This window comes from Alteromonas sp. BMJM2, from assembly GCF_027257845.1.
In the GTDB taxonomy this organism is placed as follows: domain Bacteria; phylum Pseudomonadota; class Gammaproteobacteria; order Enterobacterales; family Alteromonadaceae; genus Alteromonas.
The window spans coordinates 53,496-71,737 of the sequence record NZ_JAPVOT010000014.1 but is presented as its reverse complement, the minus strand read 5'-3'; the positions used below and the strand labels follow the sequence as shown (position 1 = coordinate 71,737).

The window sequence follows — 18,242 nt, the reverse complement described above, 5'->3', positions numbered from 1 at the left end:
GTTATGTCTAGTTGGTGTGATATCACAACGGAAAACGCTGAAAATTTAGTGGCATTTTACGAAGCAGTAATGGGGTGGAAAAAAGAGCCTATAGATATGGGCGGGTACAATGACTACGTTATGATGAGTGCTGACGGTACGCCCATTGGCGGAATTTGCCACAAGAAAGGGGTGAATAGCGACTTACCAGGAGGCTGGATAAACTACTTCACGGTAAACGATTTAACCGAATCATTAGCAGAAGTTAAAATAAAAGGTGGCAAGCAAGTAGGAGAGATAAAGCATCACGGAGAGGATCGGTTTTGCACAATTCTAGACCCTTCAGGTGCAGCTTGTGCACTTTATGAAAAAAACGGCGAATGAAATTTCTTCAGTCGCCGTTTTAAAGTCACCTAAGGCATGTGTTTAACACATGCTTTTTAATGTGAGCATTGAGCCTTTATTTGATTATATGTCGCTCGCCCACTTATTTATTGTTGTTCTTTTACACTTCTTTCTTGCTGTTTAACCGCTCTTATTTACTTAGCGCACCGCGACTAACTTGGTCGCGCTCAATAGACTCAAAGAGTGCTTTGAAGTTACCTTCGCCAAAGCCGTCGTCTTCTTTTCGTTGAATAAACTCAAAGAACACAGGCCCAAAAACGGTCTCTGAAAATATTTGTAGCAGCAGGCGAGGTTCGCCATCTTTTGTGGTACCGTCGAGTAAGATCCCGCGCTTTTGCAGTTCTTCTACGTTTTCACCGTGGCCGGGTAGACGCTCTTCTAGCATATCGTAGTACGTGTTGGGCGGAGGCGTCATAAATTTCATGCCTCGGGCTTTTAGTCTATCAAGACACACTTCAAGATCGTCGCACGCAAAAGCAATATGCTGAATGCCTTCGCCGTTGTACTTCATCAAGAATTCTTCAATTTGACCGCCGCCGCCAACGGCTTCTTCGTTTAACGGAATACGAATTTTACCGTCTGGAGCCGTCATGGCCTTAGATAACAGCCCTGTATATTCACCTTTAATGTCGAAGTAACGAATTTCACGGAAGTTAAATAACTTCTCGTAGAAGTTTGCCCAAAAGTCCATACGGCCGCGATACACATTGTGAGTAAGGTGATCTAGCGTATGAAAACCGCAACCTACTGGGTGGCGATCGACGCCTTCAATCCAGTTGAAGTCGATGTCGTAGATTGTGTTCTCGCCTTTATAGCGGTCTATGAGGTACAACATCGCGCCGCCGATGCCTTTAATGGCTGGAAGCTTCAATTCCATGGGGCCTGTGTATGTATTCATAGGCTGCGCACCGCGCTCTAGCACTTCGTTATATGCTACTTGTGAGTCTTTCACTCTAAAGGCCATACCGCATGCTGATGGGCCATGCTCTTCAGCATAATAAGCCGCGTGGCAGTCTTTTTCGTAGTTGCTTAAAAGGTTAATGTCGCCCTGGCGCCACAACTCAACGTCTTTTGACTTGTGGCGAGCGACAAGGGTGAAGCCCATTGCTTCAAACATTGGTTCCAGAATCCCTTTCTCTGGCGCGGTAAATTCTAAAAATTCGAACCCGTCTAAACCAATTGGGTTTTCAAATAAATCTGCCATGGGTATTTTCCTTAAGCAAAGTGTTTTTGTAATTGTGACTCGATTGTAAGCGCCACGTTAAAAGACAAGCAATAGTGAGGAGATACACGCCTATTCCAATTGGAAAGCATGGATGTAACGATAAGTTTTCAGTTGTGTCTAAACAAACGCTTAGCGGCAGAAAATAGTAATTAATAGCCTGATTTTATTGGATAAGTTAAACTAAGAATATAGGCTGGTGGTGTTCACTTTTTGATACAGCGTATCAAGTTCAAGAAAGTCACACCACACTGTTGCCGAACTCTTTGCAACCAAATGGTTTTACGTCGATGTTTCAAACTAAATGGTTTTTAGCGTGTGCCATCAAAGTATTTCTTTAACCCCTTCCAACACCCTATGTAGTCTTTTTGACGTAGGGGAGTTTGCATCGCATAGGCGGAAGGCGCTATGGGGAAACGAGACTCGAACATAAATGCCAAAGTGTCTTTATACTGCTGGGGTGACAACTCGGCATTAGACGCTTTTTCGAAGACTTCTGCTTCTGGCCCATGAGGCGTCATACTGTTGTGAAGACTCATTCCTCCCGGTACAAAGCCGTGCTCTTTGGCGTCGTAGGTGCCCTCAATTAATCCCATAAATTCACTCATCACGTTTCTGTGGTAATAAGGCGGTCTAAAAGTGTGCTCTGCCACCATCCAGCGTGGAGGAAAGATAACGAAGTCCACATTTGCCGTGCCCTCTAATTCAGAAGGTGAGGTAAGCACGGTAAAAATAGACGGGTCTGGGTGATCGAAACTTACCGTGTTCATTACGTTGAAATTAGCAAGGTCGTACTTATAGGGGGCCGAGTTGCCAACCCAAGCAACCACATCAAAGGGAGAATGGTCGAGCTCGGCAGCAAATAAGTTACCGCAAAACTTATTAATTACCGTGTGTGGCGTATCTTTGTCTTCAAACCATGCGGTTGGATATAAGAAGTCTCTTTGGTTTGAGTACCCATTTGCGCCCACCGGTCCACGCTCAGGCAACACAAACGGGTGCCCGTAATTTTCGCAAATGTAGCCTCGAATAGGGTCGTTTTCGGCTACTTCAACCGAAAAGCGCACACCACGAGGAATGACCATTATTTCACCCGGAGCCGCGGTTAGCCTACCAAACTCAGTCTTTACATACAGAGTGCCCTGTTGAGGAACAAACAACATTTCGCCGTCTGAAGAGTAGAAGACGCGATTACCCATAGATGCATTGGCACAATAGCAGTGTATACCCATGCCGGTTTGCACCTTTGCATCGCCATTAGTGCCTACGGTAATAAGTCCGTCGATAAAGTCCGTCTGTGTTTCTGGCAGCGGAAGTGGATCCCATCGCAATACGTTCGGGGGGCAGGGAATATCTGTTTCGGGCCCCGTTTTAATTAATGATTGAGAGTAGGGCAGGAAGTCGCCCATCGCAATAGAAGGGCGAATTCTATAGGTCCAACTGCGTCTATTAGAATGACGAGGCGCAGTAAACGCCGTACTGCTAAATTGCTCTGTATACAGATTATAATTAACCTTTTGCGGGCTAAATTGACCTTTTGGCAGCGCATCAGCGAGCGCTTCGGTTTCGTGCTCGTTATTAAACCCACTCATGTATTCTAGATTGTGAATCAACTCTTGCATCAATAAAACTCCTTGCCCTTTCTCTCTTATTAAAAGCACTCTCAAAAAAGGCTTTGCCGTTAATTTTTTGCGCTTAACACTTGCTAAAGAAACTGTTTACGAAAGTAGTTACAAATGAAACTAATTTGTTTAGGCTAGAACGTACAACGATGTAAATCAAATGTGAATGCAGATTAGCGCCTGAACTTAACCGCAAATTGTGCCGATTAGTTTACATGTTAGATGTGCTATTTATGTACCCAGACAGCTTTTATAAGAAGCGATAAATGTAAGGAAGTTACCCGTGCAGTTAAACGATATGCTGGCCTATAAGGTCGCTATGTTATCCAGTGATTTAAGTGATTCACTCGCCGCGGTATATAAGCCCTATGGGTTAACCATGCCAGAATGGCGCGTGCTCGCCACGCTTGGTAATGCGACGTCGTTAACATCAAAGCATATTGCAGTTGCCACTCGTTTAGATAAAGTCAAAACCAGTAGAGCGCTTCAGCAATTAGAGAGTAAGCAGCTGATTGTTCGCGAAACGAATGAAATTGATAAGCGAGCTATCAACATATCGTTGTCTGCAGAAGGAGTGCGTACTTACAACGCGCTTACGCCATTAGTCGCGAAGTGGCAAATAGACAGATTAGAAAATATCACTAACGATGAGTACCACATATTTTTAAAAGTGATAAATAGCTTAAGCCAACAAAAGTAAAGGCTTGGTGCCTAAATAGCGTGGTAGGACAAGTGATATTCTGTGAGGTAAAACGGTTACTTTTAACAGGTTAACTGGTAATTTGTGTTCAAAATACAATAAAGCACAAAATACAGCACAGCGTTCACTAAAGACAACAAAAACACAGTAAAAAGTGCAGCACGGAACACATTAAAAAGCGCAGCACAAAACACAAAACAAAAACACAACGCGGTAGCTGTAAAATCAGAACAGGAAAACCAGTGGCACCATTAGAAGTATATGCAGGTAAAAAAGCACACGAAACAATTTTAAAAAATGGTTTCCGCCCCGAATTGTTTAGTTACTTTTTAGGCGCTTCAGGCGGCCCAAAATGGTTTTCGCTAGCGGGTTTAGACAGAGTTTTATTTCCTGAATGGTTTGCCAATGTTCAGCATCAAATTCATGTTATAGGTTCGTCGGCAGGTGCGTTTCGCGCAATCTGCGCAGTACAAAACGATCCACTTGCCGCCATAAACAGGCTGGCACAGTCGTACTCTACCACTACCTACAGCAGCAATAAGCCAACGGCGCGAGAGATTACGGCGAAAGCAGAAGATCTTTTAAAAGAAATGGTCAGCGACAAGGGCAAGCAAGAAGTGCTGGCCAATGAGCGATTCAAAGCGCACTTAATTGTGGCTAAATGCTTGGGGGCCACTCGGTTTGAGAGTAAATTTCAGCAGCTTTCGGGCCTTGCCATGAGCGCAGCGGCAAACACCGTAAGCCGCAAGAACTTGTCAAAGCTTTATGAGCGGTATGTGTTTTCTTCGCCCAACAGCCAATTAACCATTACCGACCCATACGGTATGCCATCTCATTTCCATTCTCTTACTGAGGGCAATATTCACAGTGCACTCTTAGCTTCAGGGTCTATCCCCATTGTCATTGAAGGGGTGAAAGAAATTGAGGGGGCGCCAGTAGGCATGTACAGAGACGGCGGTATTATCGACTATCATTTTGACGTGTCTTTTGGCCCCCATGAAGGGTTAGTGTTATACCCTCACTTTTACAACAAACCCATTCCTGGCTGGTTCGATAAAGGCTTAAAACGCCGCGTACCTCATCGTTCGAGCTACGAGAATGTCGTGATGCTAGTGCCCTCGCCATCGTTTGTTGCAAAACTGCCTTACGGCAAGATACCTGATAGAAAAGATTTTGAGGTACTTGATGCGCCCACGCGCATAAAATACTGGCAAACTGTACTAAGCGAAACCGATAGGTTGGGGGAGTACTTTATGGAAGCGGTGAACGATGGAAGATTGGTAGACAGTATTAAACCCCTTCCTTTCAATCAACGTTAGATGAAGTTGCTGGTAAAATAAACACTTAAGCGCGATTTGTTAAGTTTTTCTTGCAGCTTTCATTTTGCCTCAGTATTATACGCGCCGTTGAGTAAACAAATGCCCATTTGTTATTTATCAACGGCCAGATACACAATGCGTCTATAGCTCAGTTGGTTAGAGCGCTACCTTGACATGGTAGAGGTCCCCTGTTCGAATCAGGGTAGACGCACCATCTATTTTTCTTCCAAAATTTTTTTTCAGTGTCATTGTAAAATTATTTTAGTTTCCTAACTCACTGACAGCATTAAATTATTCGGTTTTAAGCAGTTTTTTTAGAATTTCTGTTTCTTTTCGTTTTTTCCTTTGAGAACAGATGAATACTGTCATGATGGTCACGCGTGGTCACAATTCGTGACCATCCGTGACCAAATCTAGACTTCACTCCCTCATTATTTGCCGTTAAAAAGCCATAAAGATTTCCTCTTACGGCATTTTGTATTTAACAAAGTCACTCAAGAACATTTCCCAATTCTGCTTCGCACAACCGCGCATTAAATTGTGCAATGCTGTTTTTTCATTAGCTTTTAAGGTAGTGGCATTACGAAATAAAATACTGTTTGAAAGTATGCCATAGCCATTTGCCGAGCAGTTAACACTGAATAACGTGACACTATCAATCGATGCACATCCTATAAACTCATTACTCCCAGTGTTTCGGAAGAACAAATGCAGGCGAACTTGATTATCTAAAAGTATGTAGTGGCCATCAGAAGAAAATAAGTCATCTTTTAACCGTAAATTTGGATGAGCGCATAAAAGTAAGATAGATTCGGCGGAAATAGTCATTTCCGATTCAAAGGCGTATTTCTTCACTTTAACAAGCTTTAAGCCGCCGTTTTTTAATGATGAGCGATGCATGCCTTTTTTGGCGGTAGCTTCTTTTAAGCTGCTGAAAGTGCGCCCTTCTGAATCTGTAACAATTAAGGCATTGCTATGGCGAGTAGGGGAGTGGCCCGGCAGGTTAAGCCACTATCTAATCCGTTTTCGTCTTAAAGAAAGGCGTTTTCCTACACTACCTGGTTTAATTTTTTCTTGGGCAGCGAATTCCTCAATACGGCCTTGATAGTTTAAAGACGGTAATTTTCGTTCAACAATTTCAAGCGCTTCATAGATGTTCCATCCACAGCGAACACGTTCGATGGGAATTTAGTGGCGATTCAGTTTGTTCTTTTTACAAACCCTCTGTATATAAATAAGATATGAATTTTAAAAGAGGTGGCAGAGAGAGCGGTGTTCATAGCGATATATGCCTTGACTTGGCAGAGGGTCCCTGTTTGATTCCTGCTAACTTAGGTTGGCTAACTAATTTACTTACCTGCATGATACACAACCAATAGGGCAGCATCCATTCTAATAGATTAATGCTACTCATTTATCATTTCTCGCCAAGCTTCTTGGATCATAACCATGGCCAATGTATCTAGCTCACAATACATTAAAAGTCCGCGTTCAAGTTCTTTTCTTTCATAGTCTGACATTTCGGTGAACTGTAGGCGGGCATAGGCAGTTAGTGCTAAACCGCCATTATTAAGCTCATCGGATTCAGATAAAAGCTCGATGTCATGCTCTGAAGCTTCTGAAAACATCTTTGGCAATGACTTATAGGGGTCTATTACTTTTCCGTTCTCATCAAATTTAATCCAAGCCTTGTTTTCAAAATTTAAGCTTGGCAAGTCCTTAGCGCCATAAATTGGTTTAACGTATTTTTCCTGTAGAAATTGAGAGCTATTTAAAATGGCAGGTAATACCGCCTTAATAGAGTTTGAGCCACGTGTGGCGGGGTCATAATAATATTTTTTAACAAGCTCCCATTGATCAACCATATTTCTATTGCCTAACCAATTATTCTTGCTGTTATTAGAAGATTTAGTTATCGATTTGATGAAGTCACAAAGCTCGTCTTTATCTAGTTCTCCAGATAGTTTCAATTGTTGATAAAGCGTATTGAGATAAGCATTCTCATGATTTGAGTACCTGAATATGGTGCCTTTATCTTTTTGTAATTGGGCTTTTAACTCCCTTATAAAATAAAAGTTAGGAAATTCGCCAACCTGTGAGCTTAGGAATTGCCCTGCGTGCTCCACACGACCATTGTGGTGTAAGATATGATGAGAAAACTGGAAAGCAATACCTTCATAAGGCGACATTCCCTTATAGAAAGGAATAGCCACTGCACACGTTTCAAAATCGACAAAGTGCAATGGGTAGGTCCATGATTCCATCTCATTTCTCATGCTATCTATATCAAAATAAACACTCGAATCATTTTCTTGTACTTTTTTAATTTGGAGCCACTGTCTCTTTTTTAAAGTTAATGCTGGCGTATTTGAGTCTTCATACTTGATGTCTTCAGGCGTTAATTCTTTTAGCTTAAATTTGCCATTTTCAATACATCTATCTGAACCTCTGAAATTGGAGATCTCTAGTACCGTAGGCTCATCAAAGTCAGAAGAGTTCCAACGAAGTTGCTCCGTCCAACACTCTTTAAATCCGCTCTTAAAGCCTTTAGCCTCTTCAGCTTCAGTGCATTTAAATTCACACCTTTTACATCTAGAACCAATAACAGGCCTAATTTTTTCGCCTTTAGCGTATTGTTCCGCTAGCACTTCGATATTAGAGATAAAACCTTCCACGGGCATTCCACTTTGTAACTCAGTCTCGTAGGCAATTTGAACCGCTTTGTCTGTATTTACTGTTTTAAGAATTTTGACTGATAAATCTGAGGCAGTTAAGGAATTAGAAACAGAGACTCCACGTCTATTTCTCTCGTCACGAGTTAATTTGAACTTCTGATTTAATCCATCAACAGGACATAGAGTATCTTTATCGACTACCATCAAATAGCTACTTACTGCCACACCGGGTATAGCTTGTTTTAATACGTACTTTTGAAACGCCACATCATAAATATATGGCTTCCATTTCGAGTCCAGTTTTCCTGTCCGATTGAGAAAATCTTTGTCTTTACTAGAGGAGTATGACTTTGCTTTAACCTCAATAAGTTTGTATTCATTACCTTGCTTAACCAAGATATCGACTCGAACAAACAAGTTACCAAAGCGAATAGCAGGCTCAAATATTACTACATTCTCTTGTTTCAATAGTTCATTGGTTTGCTGAATGGATTCTTCATAATCGAGAGACGTAATATCATGACCATCAGGATAATAACTTTTAGCTAATTCACCAACCTGAAAGCCGCCATCCGCCAATGAAGCTAAAAATGGGTCACCTAGCTTATTATCTGGATACTGTTTTTTTCCGGTATAAAAAAGTTTAGTTGGGCACTCAGTTGCCAACTTAAATCGTGATTTTGTTAAATATCTAGGTTTAGTCATTTCAATCCATCCTAATATCAAGTCTTTCCCTCAGCTTTTCAGCGACTAACTCGTGCCCGCAGAATTCGGTTCCGTGATACCTGTTGAATGCAGGTCTTTTATTAATTTTTTTGTAAAAGATGTAGACCCCGAATTCAGATAATAAGTGGTGGGCCATCAAATAATTCTCATTGCGGGATACTATTCAACGGAGTTGATGGATGCTCAATGCTTTTTCACATTCTTTCTCTGCGTTTGCAAAAAGTATCATCTCTAGGTCGCGCATATCGTATTCTGTAAAATGTACGAGGCATCGTTTTAAGAGGTCTAGGTAAACTTGATAAGTATCGTCTCTTTTTATTCTTTGCCAATCATTGGCCACTAAGCTTTTTACTTTGAAAGGAGTTTGGTGAGCAAATCCTCTTTTTTGGGTTGCATCCCCAGTCACTTTGTTTCTACCACTGATATAATTAAAAGCCAGCCCCCTCTTAACTCCAGCATTCCATTGCACCGCATTGAGGCACGCAGCCACTCTTGCGTCATAGATAGCATACTCATTGGGGTCAACAATGGAGAATATCTTTGAATAACTTGCTACGCCTTTTAATGGGGTTGCTGGTATTCCATTATTTAATTCTTCGACATACCTTTTTAGCGTATCGGTTTTATTGCCTTTTACCCCTCCCCAGTCTGCAACAATAACTTTTGCTAACCTGAGTTGCTCACCCTCGTCTGTAGCAGCTTTTTTCCATTGCTGATTAAAGTACTTCTTGAGCTTCACATTTGGCTCATAACCTTTTTCACCTGAATGCGCGAACCCTTTAATGTTAGGGATTGTCCATTGATAGCTTATATCAAGTTTCGGTAACTCTACCTCAAAGTAGGCAATAAGCGCGTCCGTACACTCTTCCATTATGTATAACTCCTTATAGATTTTTATTGCCTGTTAATGGCCATGCAATATATTAAGAGGGACACGTCATTTTTAATTTCTTTCGATTGTTTGCGCTAATGCACTTGAACTCAAAAGTCACTTTATTGGAAGCATCCCGTTCGCTCTTTTTTTACTATGTCGAAGAGCCGGCTACAGAGTTCTAGCTCCAAACCAACGATCCTTCATTCGGGTAAGAAACTCTAGCGTAATATCATAATTTTCACTTTGACCCATAACTGCATCAACACTGCAATGTGGGCATAACGCTGTTTCATCCTCTACCCATTCTTCTATTTCATTGGGTTTAAAAATTGAGAGGCAACAGAAGCATCCGCACTTTTCACTATTATTGACTACCTTTCGGTGTCCACTGGATTGTGCTTGACCGAGGTCTAAATCATTCATTTCAACATTCCCTATTTTAATAAATTTATACGTTCATCAAGGCAGTGTCATACTGCGTTTCAAGTCCAAAATTTATGGTGCTACGAGTATTGGGTTGCTAATCAGTTGACTAACCGTGCGTAAAACAGGTATCAATCTAATGAAGCTCATCATTTGGCGAAAACGCTTCGACCTCATTAGATGCAAGTAGCGGTAAAAGCCCCTGAATTTCTTCGACCTTAAGGTCTGCGTAGTCCCAGTCTGTATACTGTGGAGCACAAACAGGGATATTCAGAGTAAGTGCAACATTGATTGCATGCAAGGTGCCGCCTTTTTCGCGACACTCAATGGCGTAAACGCGTTCTGAAAGCGCAGCTTGTATTCTGTCGCGTTGAACTAAGAGTCCTTGCGATATACGAGTGCCGGGAGGATTTTCGCTAATAATGAGTCCACCGGTATTGATGATGTTTTTAGCCAGATTTTTGTTAGTCGCTGGATAGATTTTAAGTACGTCGACAACTACAGCAATGGTGTTTTCTCGTTGCCGTAACGTTTCCTCATGCGCAACCGAATCTATACCTATGGCGAGTCCGCTTACAATAATCTTTTTTTGCGCAGACAGTGCTTTGGTGATTGTTTTTGTAACACCCTTGCCTAGTTGGGTTGGAGTTCGGGTGCCGATGACAGCAACACGCTGTCGCTCCGGCGCGAGCAAGGCTATATTGCCGCGACAATAGAGCAATGATGGAGGCTTAGCAAGGCGTCGTAATGCATCGGGATAATGGGCATCTAACAGCGAAATAAGTGTAATACCGGCTGCTCGGTAGGAATCAATGCATTGTCTTGCAGAATCAAGGCGTAGCTCAGGTTTTTCAAAAAAAGTAATAAGCGGGCCCGTCAACCTTACAGGAACAGCGTTGATAATCATCACTTGGCACTGTTGACATGTTATCGAAAAACTATCGACTGATTGAGCAAGGCGTAAAATGTTTAGCAAACTCGCATTGCCTAATCCCTTTATCCCAGACAACGCAACTATTTCTTCAATTTGCATTTACCGTCTCCTTTAAAACGCCTTTCTAAGTAGAACACTGTATCTTGCATTCATTCGCTGTATTGAAATTTTCAAACATCTATCTCAATAAAGTCTACTAATGCGCTGCCAATTGCCTCACCGTCAATACTCACTCTATTCGGAATGTAGTTTGGTGTAGTAACATCAATACTCAATTTTATATCATTACTTTCTTCATTTAATGACTCACAAAGTGCTAAATAACGGGAGGTAGCTTCCTCTGATAGTGTGATAGTAAGTTGCTTTGGCATCGTTACTCCTATAACTTAATTTTGAATACAGTTTACCCTTTCAATGCGATATCTTGTGACGCATCAAGACTATCCCTTAAAATCCTCGACCACGCTTTGAAATAGCTGATAACTATCTCGCTGAATGCTTTGTTTTTTAGTTAAACCCACAATATTCATACTGAGATACAATGAAGAAATGATAAAGCCAATTATCAAAAAGGCTGGGGCTATCCCCGATGTAATGCGACAGTAACAGGCTGCTATTATGCATAAGACTGCCAGAGCAATGAGGACAATTGATTTCATTGGGTTTCCTATTGTTGATAGCAGAATCATCAAAATCGACAATCGTAATAGCTATGTGTGCGTACCATCGCAATAAAGCTGTATTAAGAGCTCTTTTTTTTACTGAAGCGTCATGACAGAGGCGCCTTAGGCCTAAACTTGTGTCTCGATGAATTTATTATAGAGAGCCAATGCGTCACCTCATGACGCAGTCGAAGGATTTGCAAAACAATTACTTCTCAACGTAGTATTCAAATACGCAAACTCAATAACATCTTCGATTAAACCAAAAGGAATTACGGTTTATGTCTTCATCGTTAGAAACCATGACGCGCTATTGGCACATTCTGAGCCAAATACCGGTTTATCCACGCTCCATTACCGTCAGGCAAATTGTCCATCATCTGGAACTCGAAGGGTTTTCCGTAAACATTAGGATGGTTCAGCGGGATTTAAATTACTTATCAAGCGTTACGCTATTTCCTATCTCGTGTGAAGTAGAGGGAAGACGTCAGTCGTGGTTTTGGCCAGCTTCGCAAAAGGCATTGTCACTTCCGCTAATGTCGACAAGCATGGCGATTGCACTGTATATGATAAAAGACAATCTCTTGTCGGCACTCCCGAAGCAAGTTATCCATGAATTGGAGCCGTACTTTCATACCGCAGAAGAGCTTCTTAATAAAAAATCGTCAAACACTGCAAAATGGAAGAAGAAATTCAAAAAGATTGATGCCGGATATTTATTTCACGCTCCTGTTCTGTGCAACGACATTGAAGCATTAATCTATGAGGCAGTGCTTGCTGACAAACAAATATCTGTGTTGTATCAGCCACGCAACTCAGAGCCAAAACATTATGTGCTTTCACCATTAGGTATAGTTTGTAAAGGCAACGTTCTTTACCTAGTAGCTAGGTCGGGCGAGGGTCAGGACGTAAAACAATTTCACTTATCGCGTTTTCAAAAAGTAGAAATACTGGCTTCCGATGTTGTTCGTCTCAAAAACTTTGACCTTGATGAATATGTCGAAAAAGATGCCGCTTTCTCGTACCCCATTCAGCAAAAGGCCGTAGAGCTTATGCTCGAGGTTGATGAATCATTTGTATTCTTTTTCGAAAATACGACAATAGGGGAGCATCAGGCAATCACTAATATTGATGAAAAGACTTGCCTTGTTACTGCACACGTCACTCCAAATAGTGAATTGATTTGGTGGTTAGCTGGGCGAAGTGATTTGATAACGGTGACATCTCCTGCAGTGGTGAAGGATGAGTTAATGGAACTGTTGCGTAAAGCTAATCAGCGATATGGCATTGCATAAAAATAAGTAAAAGTATGCGTCACTAAATGACGCAATAGTAATGTAACCTAACATTAATTATTACAACGCCTGGACATTGGGTTCGTTTAAATTTAGCCTACCTCAACTTCAAGTGAGAAGTATAAGGGAGCCAACTAGCCAGTTTTATAAGTATATATGGAGATTTTTTTATGGACGAGTGCATCACTACTCTAACCGAGTACTTCAGAGCAGAAATACCGAAACTCAAAACAAGCTAAGAATGGAAAATACCGAAAATTGGCGGGTTTGAGCTGTCTGGTGAGAAAGGCTACGCCGCCAATGTTGAGCTCAAAAATCATTTTAATAAGCGATGGCTAAACTCTGAAAAAGAAGAGCGACTAACGCTATCAAAAATAATCGTAGCGGACTGGGGAGGGGTAAGAGCCAATAGGCCAGCAACGCTTAAAAAATATGTTGAAGAATTAGTGCGCGAGACACCGTCAACGCCATTAAAAGGCGTTGCTAGCTATTCAAAAATCTATTCGATTGCGGATAGGAATAAATATGCAATATACGATGCGAGAGTCGCCGCATGTCTTAATGCCGTGCAATGGAACGCAGGGGTAACCAAGAGAGTTGCGTTTAATTACATCAGCGGGCGAAACAAAGTTACTGGCGACGCTACTAAGAAAATAGGCTTTACTCAACAATAGCTGTTCAAAGTAAAAAGTTTAGTGGCCAGTGGTTGGCAAAGAGTAAAGCGCGCCGATACTTATCAATGTTATCTGACTCTATTACACACGTGCCTAAATTCTCTTTCACACTACCATTTGCATGATTTGGAAATGGCGCTGTTTGCAAATGCAGTAAAAGAGTGTGAAAAAGCAATGAAAAACAATTTACGTATGTCTAAAAATATATAAGTAGAAAAAACTAAAACGACTTATCTGAACGAACATTGGTAATTACTTCAAAAAATTCGTTCTGGTTATCGGGAGTATATTTATGCAAAAAGAAAAAAGAAAAAAGTAAAAAGCAGAAGATAATTATGGAATTATCTTCTGAGCAAACTGAGCTGTATTTTAAGATTACACAAAGCAAAACAGAAGCAGAAATTAATGCCGATTGTGAGCCCTCTGGAATCTCAATGTGTATTGATGTGACTGGCCCCTTGGGGTCTTTTGCTTCAGTAGAGGGCAATGATTTAGGCGACATTACTTTTGACATTGTGGATGTTGAGTAGGTAAGGGGAGCCTTGGTTATCGAACTGACGTGGTCAACCAAAATTGACCAACCCAGTTAAGCTACTTTCTTCTGTTCCAATGCTGCCACTTCATACTGATTAGGACTCATATAGCCTAGGTATGAATGTAACCTTATCGGGTTATAAAACGTCGCGATGTATTGCAAGATATCTTGCTGTGCTTCGTGATGCGTTTGATATGATCTCCAGTGCACACGTTCTTGTTTCAGTGTACCGAAGAAACTCTCTACCACGGTATTGTCCCAACAGTCCCCTTTTCGACTCATGCTGCCTATAAAGCCATGGCCTTTCAATAATCGACGATACTGGTCACTAGCATACTGACTTCCTCTATCAGAATGAAGAATCAATCCTGGCTTCGGACGACGTTGCCAAATCGCCATTGTCAGTGCATCGCAAACAAGCTTGGCCTTCATTCTCGAGCCCATACTCCAACCCACAACTTTCCGCGAGAACAGATCAATAACCACGGCTAAATACAACCAACCTTCACGTGTCCAAACGTAGGTAATATCGCAAACATACGCTTGGTCCGGTGCGTTGACGTCAAACTCACGGTTGAGCACATTGTCGAATACGGGTTTGTCGTGATCACTATTGGTAGTGATTTTATACTTTTTCTTGTATCGAACCTTTACGTTGGCTTCTTTCATTAGCTGTCGCGTTTGCTGTCTGCCTACTGGATAACCTAAACAGTTCAATGCTCGCTGCATTCTACGGCTACCGTATGTATGGTCACTCGCAACATCTATGCTTTAACCCATTCGAGCATCTTCGCTTTTTCATTATCCTTCTGTGTCTGCGGCAATTCCTGCTTCTTCACATACCGGTAGAAGCCATTTCTCTTCACGCCCAACAGTCGACACATTAAATCGACTGGATAGGTCTTTTTTCGTTGCGCGATGAAACGATATTTTACTTCGTTTCCTTGGCGAAAAAGACAGTCGCTTCCTTTAATCTGCGCTTTTCCATTTCAAGCTGTTTGACCTGCGCTTTAAGCCGACGGATCTCTTCTTGCTCTGGTGTTAATTTGCCGTTGCCTCTAAATGCTTGCCCATCATCATCTTGCTGGTATTCTTTGACCCACCGACTGATCATCTGATTATTAACATCTAACATTTTGGCAGCATCGGTTCTGCTATGGCCTTAATCAAGCACAAGGCTAACAGCATCGAGTTTAAATTCTTTGGTGTAACGCTTTCTTTCGGGCATTTCTCTCTCCAGTTAAGTTATCATTATACTCTTAACTGGACTGGTCAATTCAATTAGACCACGTCAGACGTCAGATATTATTCAAGTTTTTAAAGATTTACTTTCAATTTATGTTAAGCCGTTAAGTTAAGCAGCCTTTTTGATGCGATATATTACTATTAATTAATCTAATTCACATAACCCCTAGGGAATCACAATAATCCGCCTAATATATCACTTGTAGGATCAACAATGTGTCCCTTTGCTTTGTTGAGCAGTTCTTTAATCTTATGCTTCAGGTATTCAGAGTCATGTTGTTGATCTTCATCAACCTTAACAGTGAAAGCCTTCGAGTTAATAAACCTTGAAAATCTAGCCTCTTTACTCGTCGCATTCGCGCCAAAATGTCTAATTCCAACGTATTGAGACGTTTTAAACGCGTGGATAATCTCAACTCTTAAATCGTGATCAGTAATGGGACCCAGTTCAGCAACCAATTTTAGCTTACCGTCTGCCAGATAGATAAACATGATAAAAGGATATTGTGACCAATACTTTTCACAACCTTCCCAGAAATAAGAACCCTTTCTTTCGTTGGCTATTTCAAAAAACTGTATCCAGGTTTCTGGCAGAAAGGAAACCATGCTACTTGAGATGGACAATAAGCGATAAGATGTGTCTTCTGTTAGATAGGCACCCTTTGCAAAAGTATCTTCAGCTGCGTATTTGAACTCCGTAGATTTTCCGTGTTCGTACACAAAATCAATGACATCCTTATGTTCTCTATATAGCTGTTTTGCTAATTTAATCATCTTTTCTTTTTCTGCACTCACACCACATTCCCTTTCAATAATGTCGAGATAATAACCAATGAAATCGCCTATCTTTATTGACAACGAATCTTTAAATTGTTGCAAAAGAAGTGAAAGAAGTTTGAGACAGCTAATATATCTAAATGATGCATAAGTTGGATCATCTGGCACTTCATCATTTAGGGTTAAAAAAATACCGCATATGGTGTAACCCATACTTTTATAGCGTGACTCCATCTTTAGACGGTATTTCCTAAGTTGATCTGTAGATTGCTTTGCGCCAACTTTATTCTCAATGATGAATACCCACTTTTCAGACGGAACATCTATCAATATATCGATATTGTCGTGTTCGATGTAAACACTCGCACAAGAAAGATCGCTTGAGTAGACATCCAGCGAAGACACGGTGGTGGATTTTTCCTTCAGTGCTTCTGATAAAAAAGCTTTTAGGAACCAATCACCAATAGAATGATTTTCATGGGGGTTCAACAACCAACCAAGAATTGCAGAATGCCTAATTTCCATTCGCTCCACTTTCATGACTCGAAGAGGATTGAAAGTACGCAAATAAGATTCAATTTTTTGAACGTCTTCATTATTAACAAAGAAGCGCTCCAATCCAAACACCATTGGTTGCAAAATTCAGCCTTGACTATTGATATGCATAACTAAATATTTTTATGATTACGACGCTATAATAAACTTAAAATTAATGCAAATAGTAATGTTCGTATTCGCCGTGAGCTTTGCGTTGGAGGGGCTTCTTGGTCAAAACAATTTTCAGCTGATAGCAGGCGAAAAAACACATATTGATGAAGTGCTGATGATTTTGCACCAGGCGGCCATTGAGCAAATTAAATTAGACTGTAATCCACCTTTGAATAAGTTCATTGTTTACTGGAAAACTTCGCTAGGGTAACAAGTGAGAGCCAAAATTATAATTACTCTTAAACTGAATGAATAGGGCGTTTCTGTTTGTGCATGGATACCTTTGAAAATTCACAGACTCTTGGAAAAGAGCTATAACGTATTCGGCTAAACTGCCGAGTCAAGTCTGAGCTAGTATATACAATGCTTACCTTTGGATATCTCTTACGGCTACCCATTAAGATGCCGCTATTGTAGAAGTCTGCGCTAATTTAGCGAGGAACAGTGCATCATGCAGACTTTTTATCACTGATTCACCAAATGTTCTGCGGGTCATTAAACAAGCCTAGTTCCGAATTATATAATTCTTGAATATGGCCGTGAGAAGTGAAAGCACGTCGTGTACCGCTAAATAACTGTTCCGAAGTGTAGATCATCGCTTTAAGGGAACTCAGTGTGCATTAAGCGATCAGATCAGTCGCCAAACATTCACCAACACATATCCACACTGAGTATGAACAGAATATCATTGATTGACCGGCCTGAGAGACGCCGTTTAGAAAAAATCGTTCAACGTAGCAAGGACAAGCGCTTTAGTCGTCGAGCAAATGCGGTGCTTTTGGTACACAAGGGCCAATCACGCAAGCATGTTGCATTGCTTCTGAGTGCTGCGCGTTCATCGGTTAATCGCTGGTGCAAGTGGTATGAAGAATCTGCAATCGACGGTTTAAAAGATGTAGAGCATGGCAAGCCTGCTTATTTACCTGGAGACGCAATAGTCCAAATACTGTTCTTGTTGATTCCATGGACACCGCAAGAACTTGGTTATCAGCGCAGCCGCTGGAGTTCTGAATTACTGGCGAAAGTGATTCACGAAAATACAGGCATTCGTATACACAGCTCTACATTACGACGATGGATGCCAGAACTCGGCATCGTTTGGCGCAGAGCTGCCCCGACTTTACGGATACGGGATCCGCATAAGGAAGAGAAATTGGCCGCGATTACAGCGGCACTAGATAAATGTTCGGCTGAGCCCCCTGTGTTTTATGAGGATGAAGTGGATATTCACCTGAATCCGAAGATAGGGGCAGATTGGGGGGGCAGAGGAAAACAGAGGTTAGTTCCGACACCAGGACAAAATGAAAAATACTATCTGGCAGGCGCGCTAAACGCCGGAACGTGCAAAGTGCTTTATGTTGGCCGACAGTCAAAATGTTCAGAGATATTTATCCGGCTAATGGAGCACTTAAGAAAAACGTACCGTAAAGCAAAAACCATTTAAAGTTTCTCTAAGACTTGGTTGCT

Annotated in this window: 17 protein-coding genes, 1 tRNA gene and 1 pseudogene; 8 read left to right on the top strand and 11 right to left on the bottom strand. The window is 41.4% G+C overall.

Going from position 1 to position 18,242, the window contains the following annotated elements; all coding sequences use genetic code 11:
- Positions 1-3: 3 nt before the first annotated feature.
- Positions 4-363, top strand: a complete 360-nt coding sequence (locus O9X84_RS14380; RefSeq protein WP_269520402.1) for a VOC family protein — start codon at positions 4-6, stop codon at positions 361-363.
- 151 nt (positions 364-514) lie between these two features.
- Here the strand turns inward: O9X84_RS14380 and hppD are convergent, their stop codons facing one another.
- Positions 515-1,588, bottom strand: coding sequence for a 4-hydroxyphenylpyruvate dioxygenase (gene hppD, locus O9X84_RS14375; RefSeq protein ID WP_032095033.1), 1,074 nt, complete (start codon positions 1,586-1,588; stop codon positions 515-517).
- A 329-nt stretch (positions 1,589-1,917) separates the two neighbouring features.
- Positions 1,918-3,228: a homogentisate 1,2-dioxygenase gene (hmgA, locus tag O9X84_RS14370; protein ID WP_269520401.1), complete on the bottom strand. Its 1,311-nt coding sequence runs from the start codon at positions 3,226-3,228 to the stop codon at positions 1,918-1,920.
- 283 nt (positions 3,229-3,511) lie between these two features.
- On the opposite strand from hmgA, the gene O9X84_RS14365 reads away from it, so the two are divergent.
- The 3 genes from O9X84_RS14365 to O9X84_RS14355 all read left to right on the top strand — a co-directional run bounded on the left by O9X84_RS14365 (position 3,512) and on the right by O9X84_RS14355 (position 5,461).
- Positions 3,512-3,928: a MarR family winged helix-turn-helix transcriptional regulator gene (locus O9X84_RS14365; protein ID WP_269520400.1), complete on the top strand. Its 417-nt coding sequence runs from the start codon at positions 3,512-3,514 to the stop codon at positions 3,926-3,928.
- A gap of 242 nt (positions 3,929-4,170) precedes the next feature.
- Entirely contained in the window at positions 4,171-5,247 is a 1,077-nt protein-coding gene (locus O9X84_RS14360) for a patatin-like phospholipase family protein (RefSeq protein ID WP_269520399.1), read from the top strand.
- Positions 5,248-5,384: 137 nt separating this feature from the next.
- Positions 5,385-5,461: transfer RNA gene (locus tag O9X84_RS14355), tRNA-Val, on the top strand.
- A gap of 251 nt (positions 5,462-5,712) precedes the next feature.
- On the opposite strand, the gene O9X84_RS14350 is transcribed toward O9X84_RS14355, so the two are convergent.
- The 7 genes from O9X84_RS14350 to O9X84_RS14320 form a co-directional block, all read right to left on the bottom strand.
- Positions 5,713-6,147 (bottom strand): hypothetical protein, encoded by a 435-nt coding sequence (locus O9X84_RS14350; RefSeq protein WP_269520398.1) that lies wholly within the window; start codon positions 6,145-6,147, stop codon positions 5,713-5,715.
- A 506-nt stretch (positions 6,148-6,653) separates the two neighbouring features.
- Complete coding sequence (locus O9X84_RS14345; RefSeq protein ID WP_269520397.1) at positions 6,654-8,627, bottom strand: DUF2779 domain-containing protein; 1,974 nt, start codon at positions 8,625-8,627, stop codon at positions 6,654-6,656.
- Between the two features lie 184 nt (positions 8,628-8,811).
- On the bottom strand, positions 8,812-9,519 hold the full coding sequence (locus tag O9X84_RS14340; protein WP_269520396.1) for a hypothetical protein: 708 nt from the start codon (positions 9,517-9,519) through the stop codon (positions 8,812-8,814).
- Between the two features lie 171 nt (positions 9,520-9,690).
- Entirely contained in the window at positions 9,691-9,945 is a 255-nt protein-coding gene (locus O9X84_RS14335; RefSeq protein ID WP_269520395.1) for a cytoplasmic protein, read from the bottom strand.
- A 136-nt stretch (positions 9,946-10,081) separates the two neighbouring features.
- Positions 10,082-10,978: a DNA-processing protein DprA gene (locus O9X84_RS14330; RefSeq protein ID WP_269520394.1), complete on the bottom strand. Its 897-nt coding sequence runs from the start codon at positions 10,976-10,978 to the stop codon at positions 10,082-10,084.
- Between the two features lie 71 nt (positions 10,979-11,049).
- A complete protein-coding gene (locus tag O9X84_RS14325) occupies positions 11,050-11,250 on the bottom strand; it encodes a hypothetical protein (protein WP_269520393.1) in 201 nt (66 codons plus the stop codon).
- A gap of 69 nt (positions 11,251-11,319) precedes the next feature.
- On the bottom strand, positions 11,320-11,538 hold the full coding sequence (locus O9X84_RS14320) for a hypothetical protein (protein WP_269520392.1): 219 nt from the start codon (positions 11,536-11,538) through the stop codon (positions 11,320-11,322).
- Between the two features lie 284 nt (positions 11,539-11,822).
- Between O9X84_RS14320 and O9X84_RS14315 the strand changes: the two genes are divergently transcribed.
- Together O9X84_RS14315 and O9X84_RS14310 are read left to right on the top strand one after the other, a co-directional pair.
- Positions 11,823-12,836, top strand: coding sequence for a helix-turn-helix transcriptional regulator (locus O9X84_RS14315; RefSeq protein WP_269520391.1), 1,014 nt, complete (start codon positions 11,823-11,825; stop codon positions 12,834-12,836).
- A gap of 1,009 nt (positions 12,837-13,845) precedes the next feature.
- The gene (locus tag O9X84_RS14310; protein WP_269520390.1) at positions 13,846-14,040 is read left to right on the top strand and encodes a hypothetical protein; all 195 of its coding nucleotides are present in this window, start codon (positions 13,846-13,848) and stop codon (positions 14,038-14,040) included.
- A 56-nt stretch (positions 14,041-14,096) separates the two neighbouring features.
- Here O9X84_RS14310 and O9X84_RS14305 read toward each other — a convergent pair.
- Both O9X84_RS14305 and O9X84_RS14300 read right to left on the bottom strand, forming a co-directional pair.
- A pseudogene (locus tag O9X84_RS14305) lies at positions 14,097-15,273 on the bottom strand (IS3 family transposase).
- A 191-nt stretch (positions 15,274-15,464) separates the two neighbouring features.
- The gene (locus O9X84_RS14300) at positions 15,465-16,697 is read right to left on the bottom strand and encodes a PDDEXK-like family protein (RefSeq protein WP_269520446.1); all 1,233 of its coding nucleotides are present in this window, start codon (positions 16,695-16,697) and stop codon (positions 15,465-15,467) included.
- A 94-nt stretch (positions 16,698-16,791) separates the two neighbouring features.
- On the opposite strand from O9X84_RS14300, the gene O9X84_RS14295 reads away from it, so the two are divergent.
- Together O9X84_RS14295 and O9X84_RS14290 are read left to right on the top strand one after the other, a co-directional pair.
- On the top strand, positions 16,792-16,986 hold the full coding sequence (locus O9X84_RS14295; protein ID WP_269520389.1) for a hypothetical protein: 195 nt from the start codon (positions 16,792-16,794) through the stop codon (positions 16,984-16,986).
- A 402-nt stretch (positions 16,987-17,388) separates the two neighbouring features.
- Positions 17,389-18,219 (top strand): IS630 family transposase, encoded by an 831-nt coding sequence (locus O9X84_RS14290; protein WP_269520388.1) that lies wholly within the window; start codon positions 17,389-17,391, stop codon positions 18,217-18,219.
- Positions 18,220-18,242 lie beyond the last annotated feature (23 nt).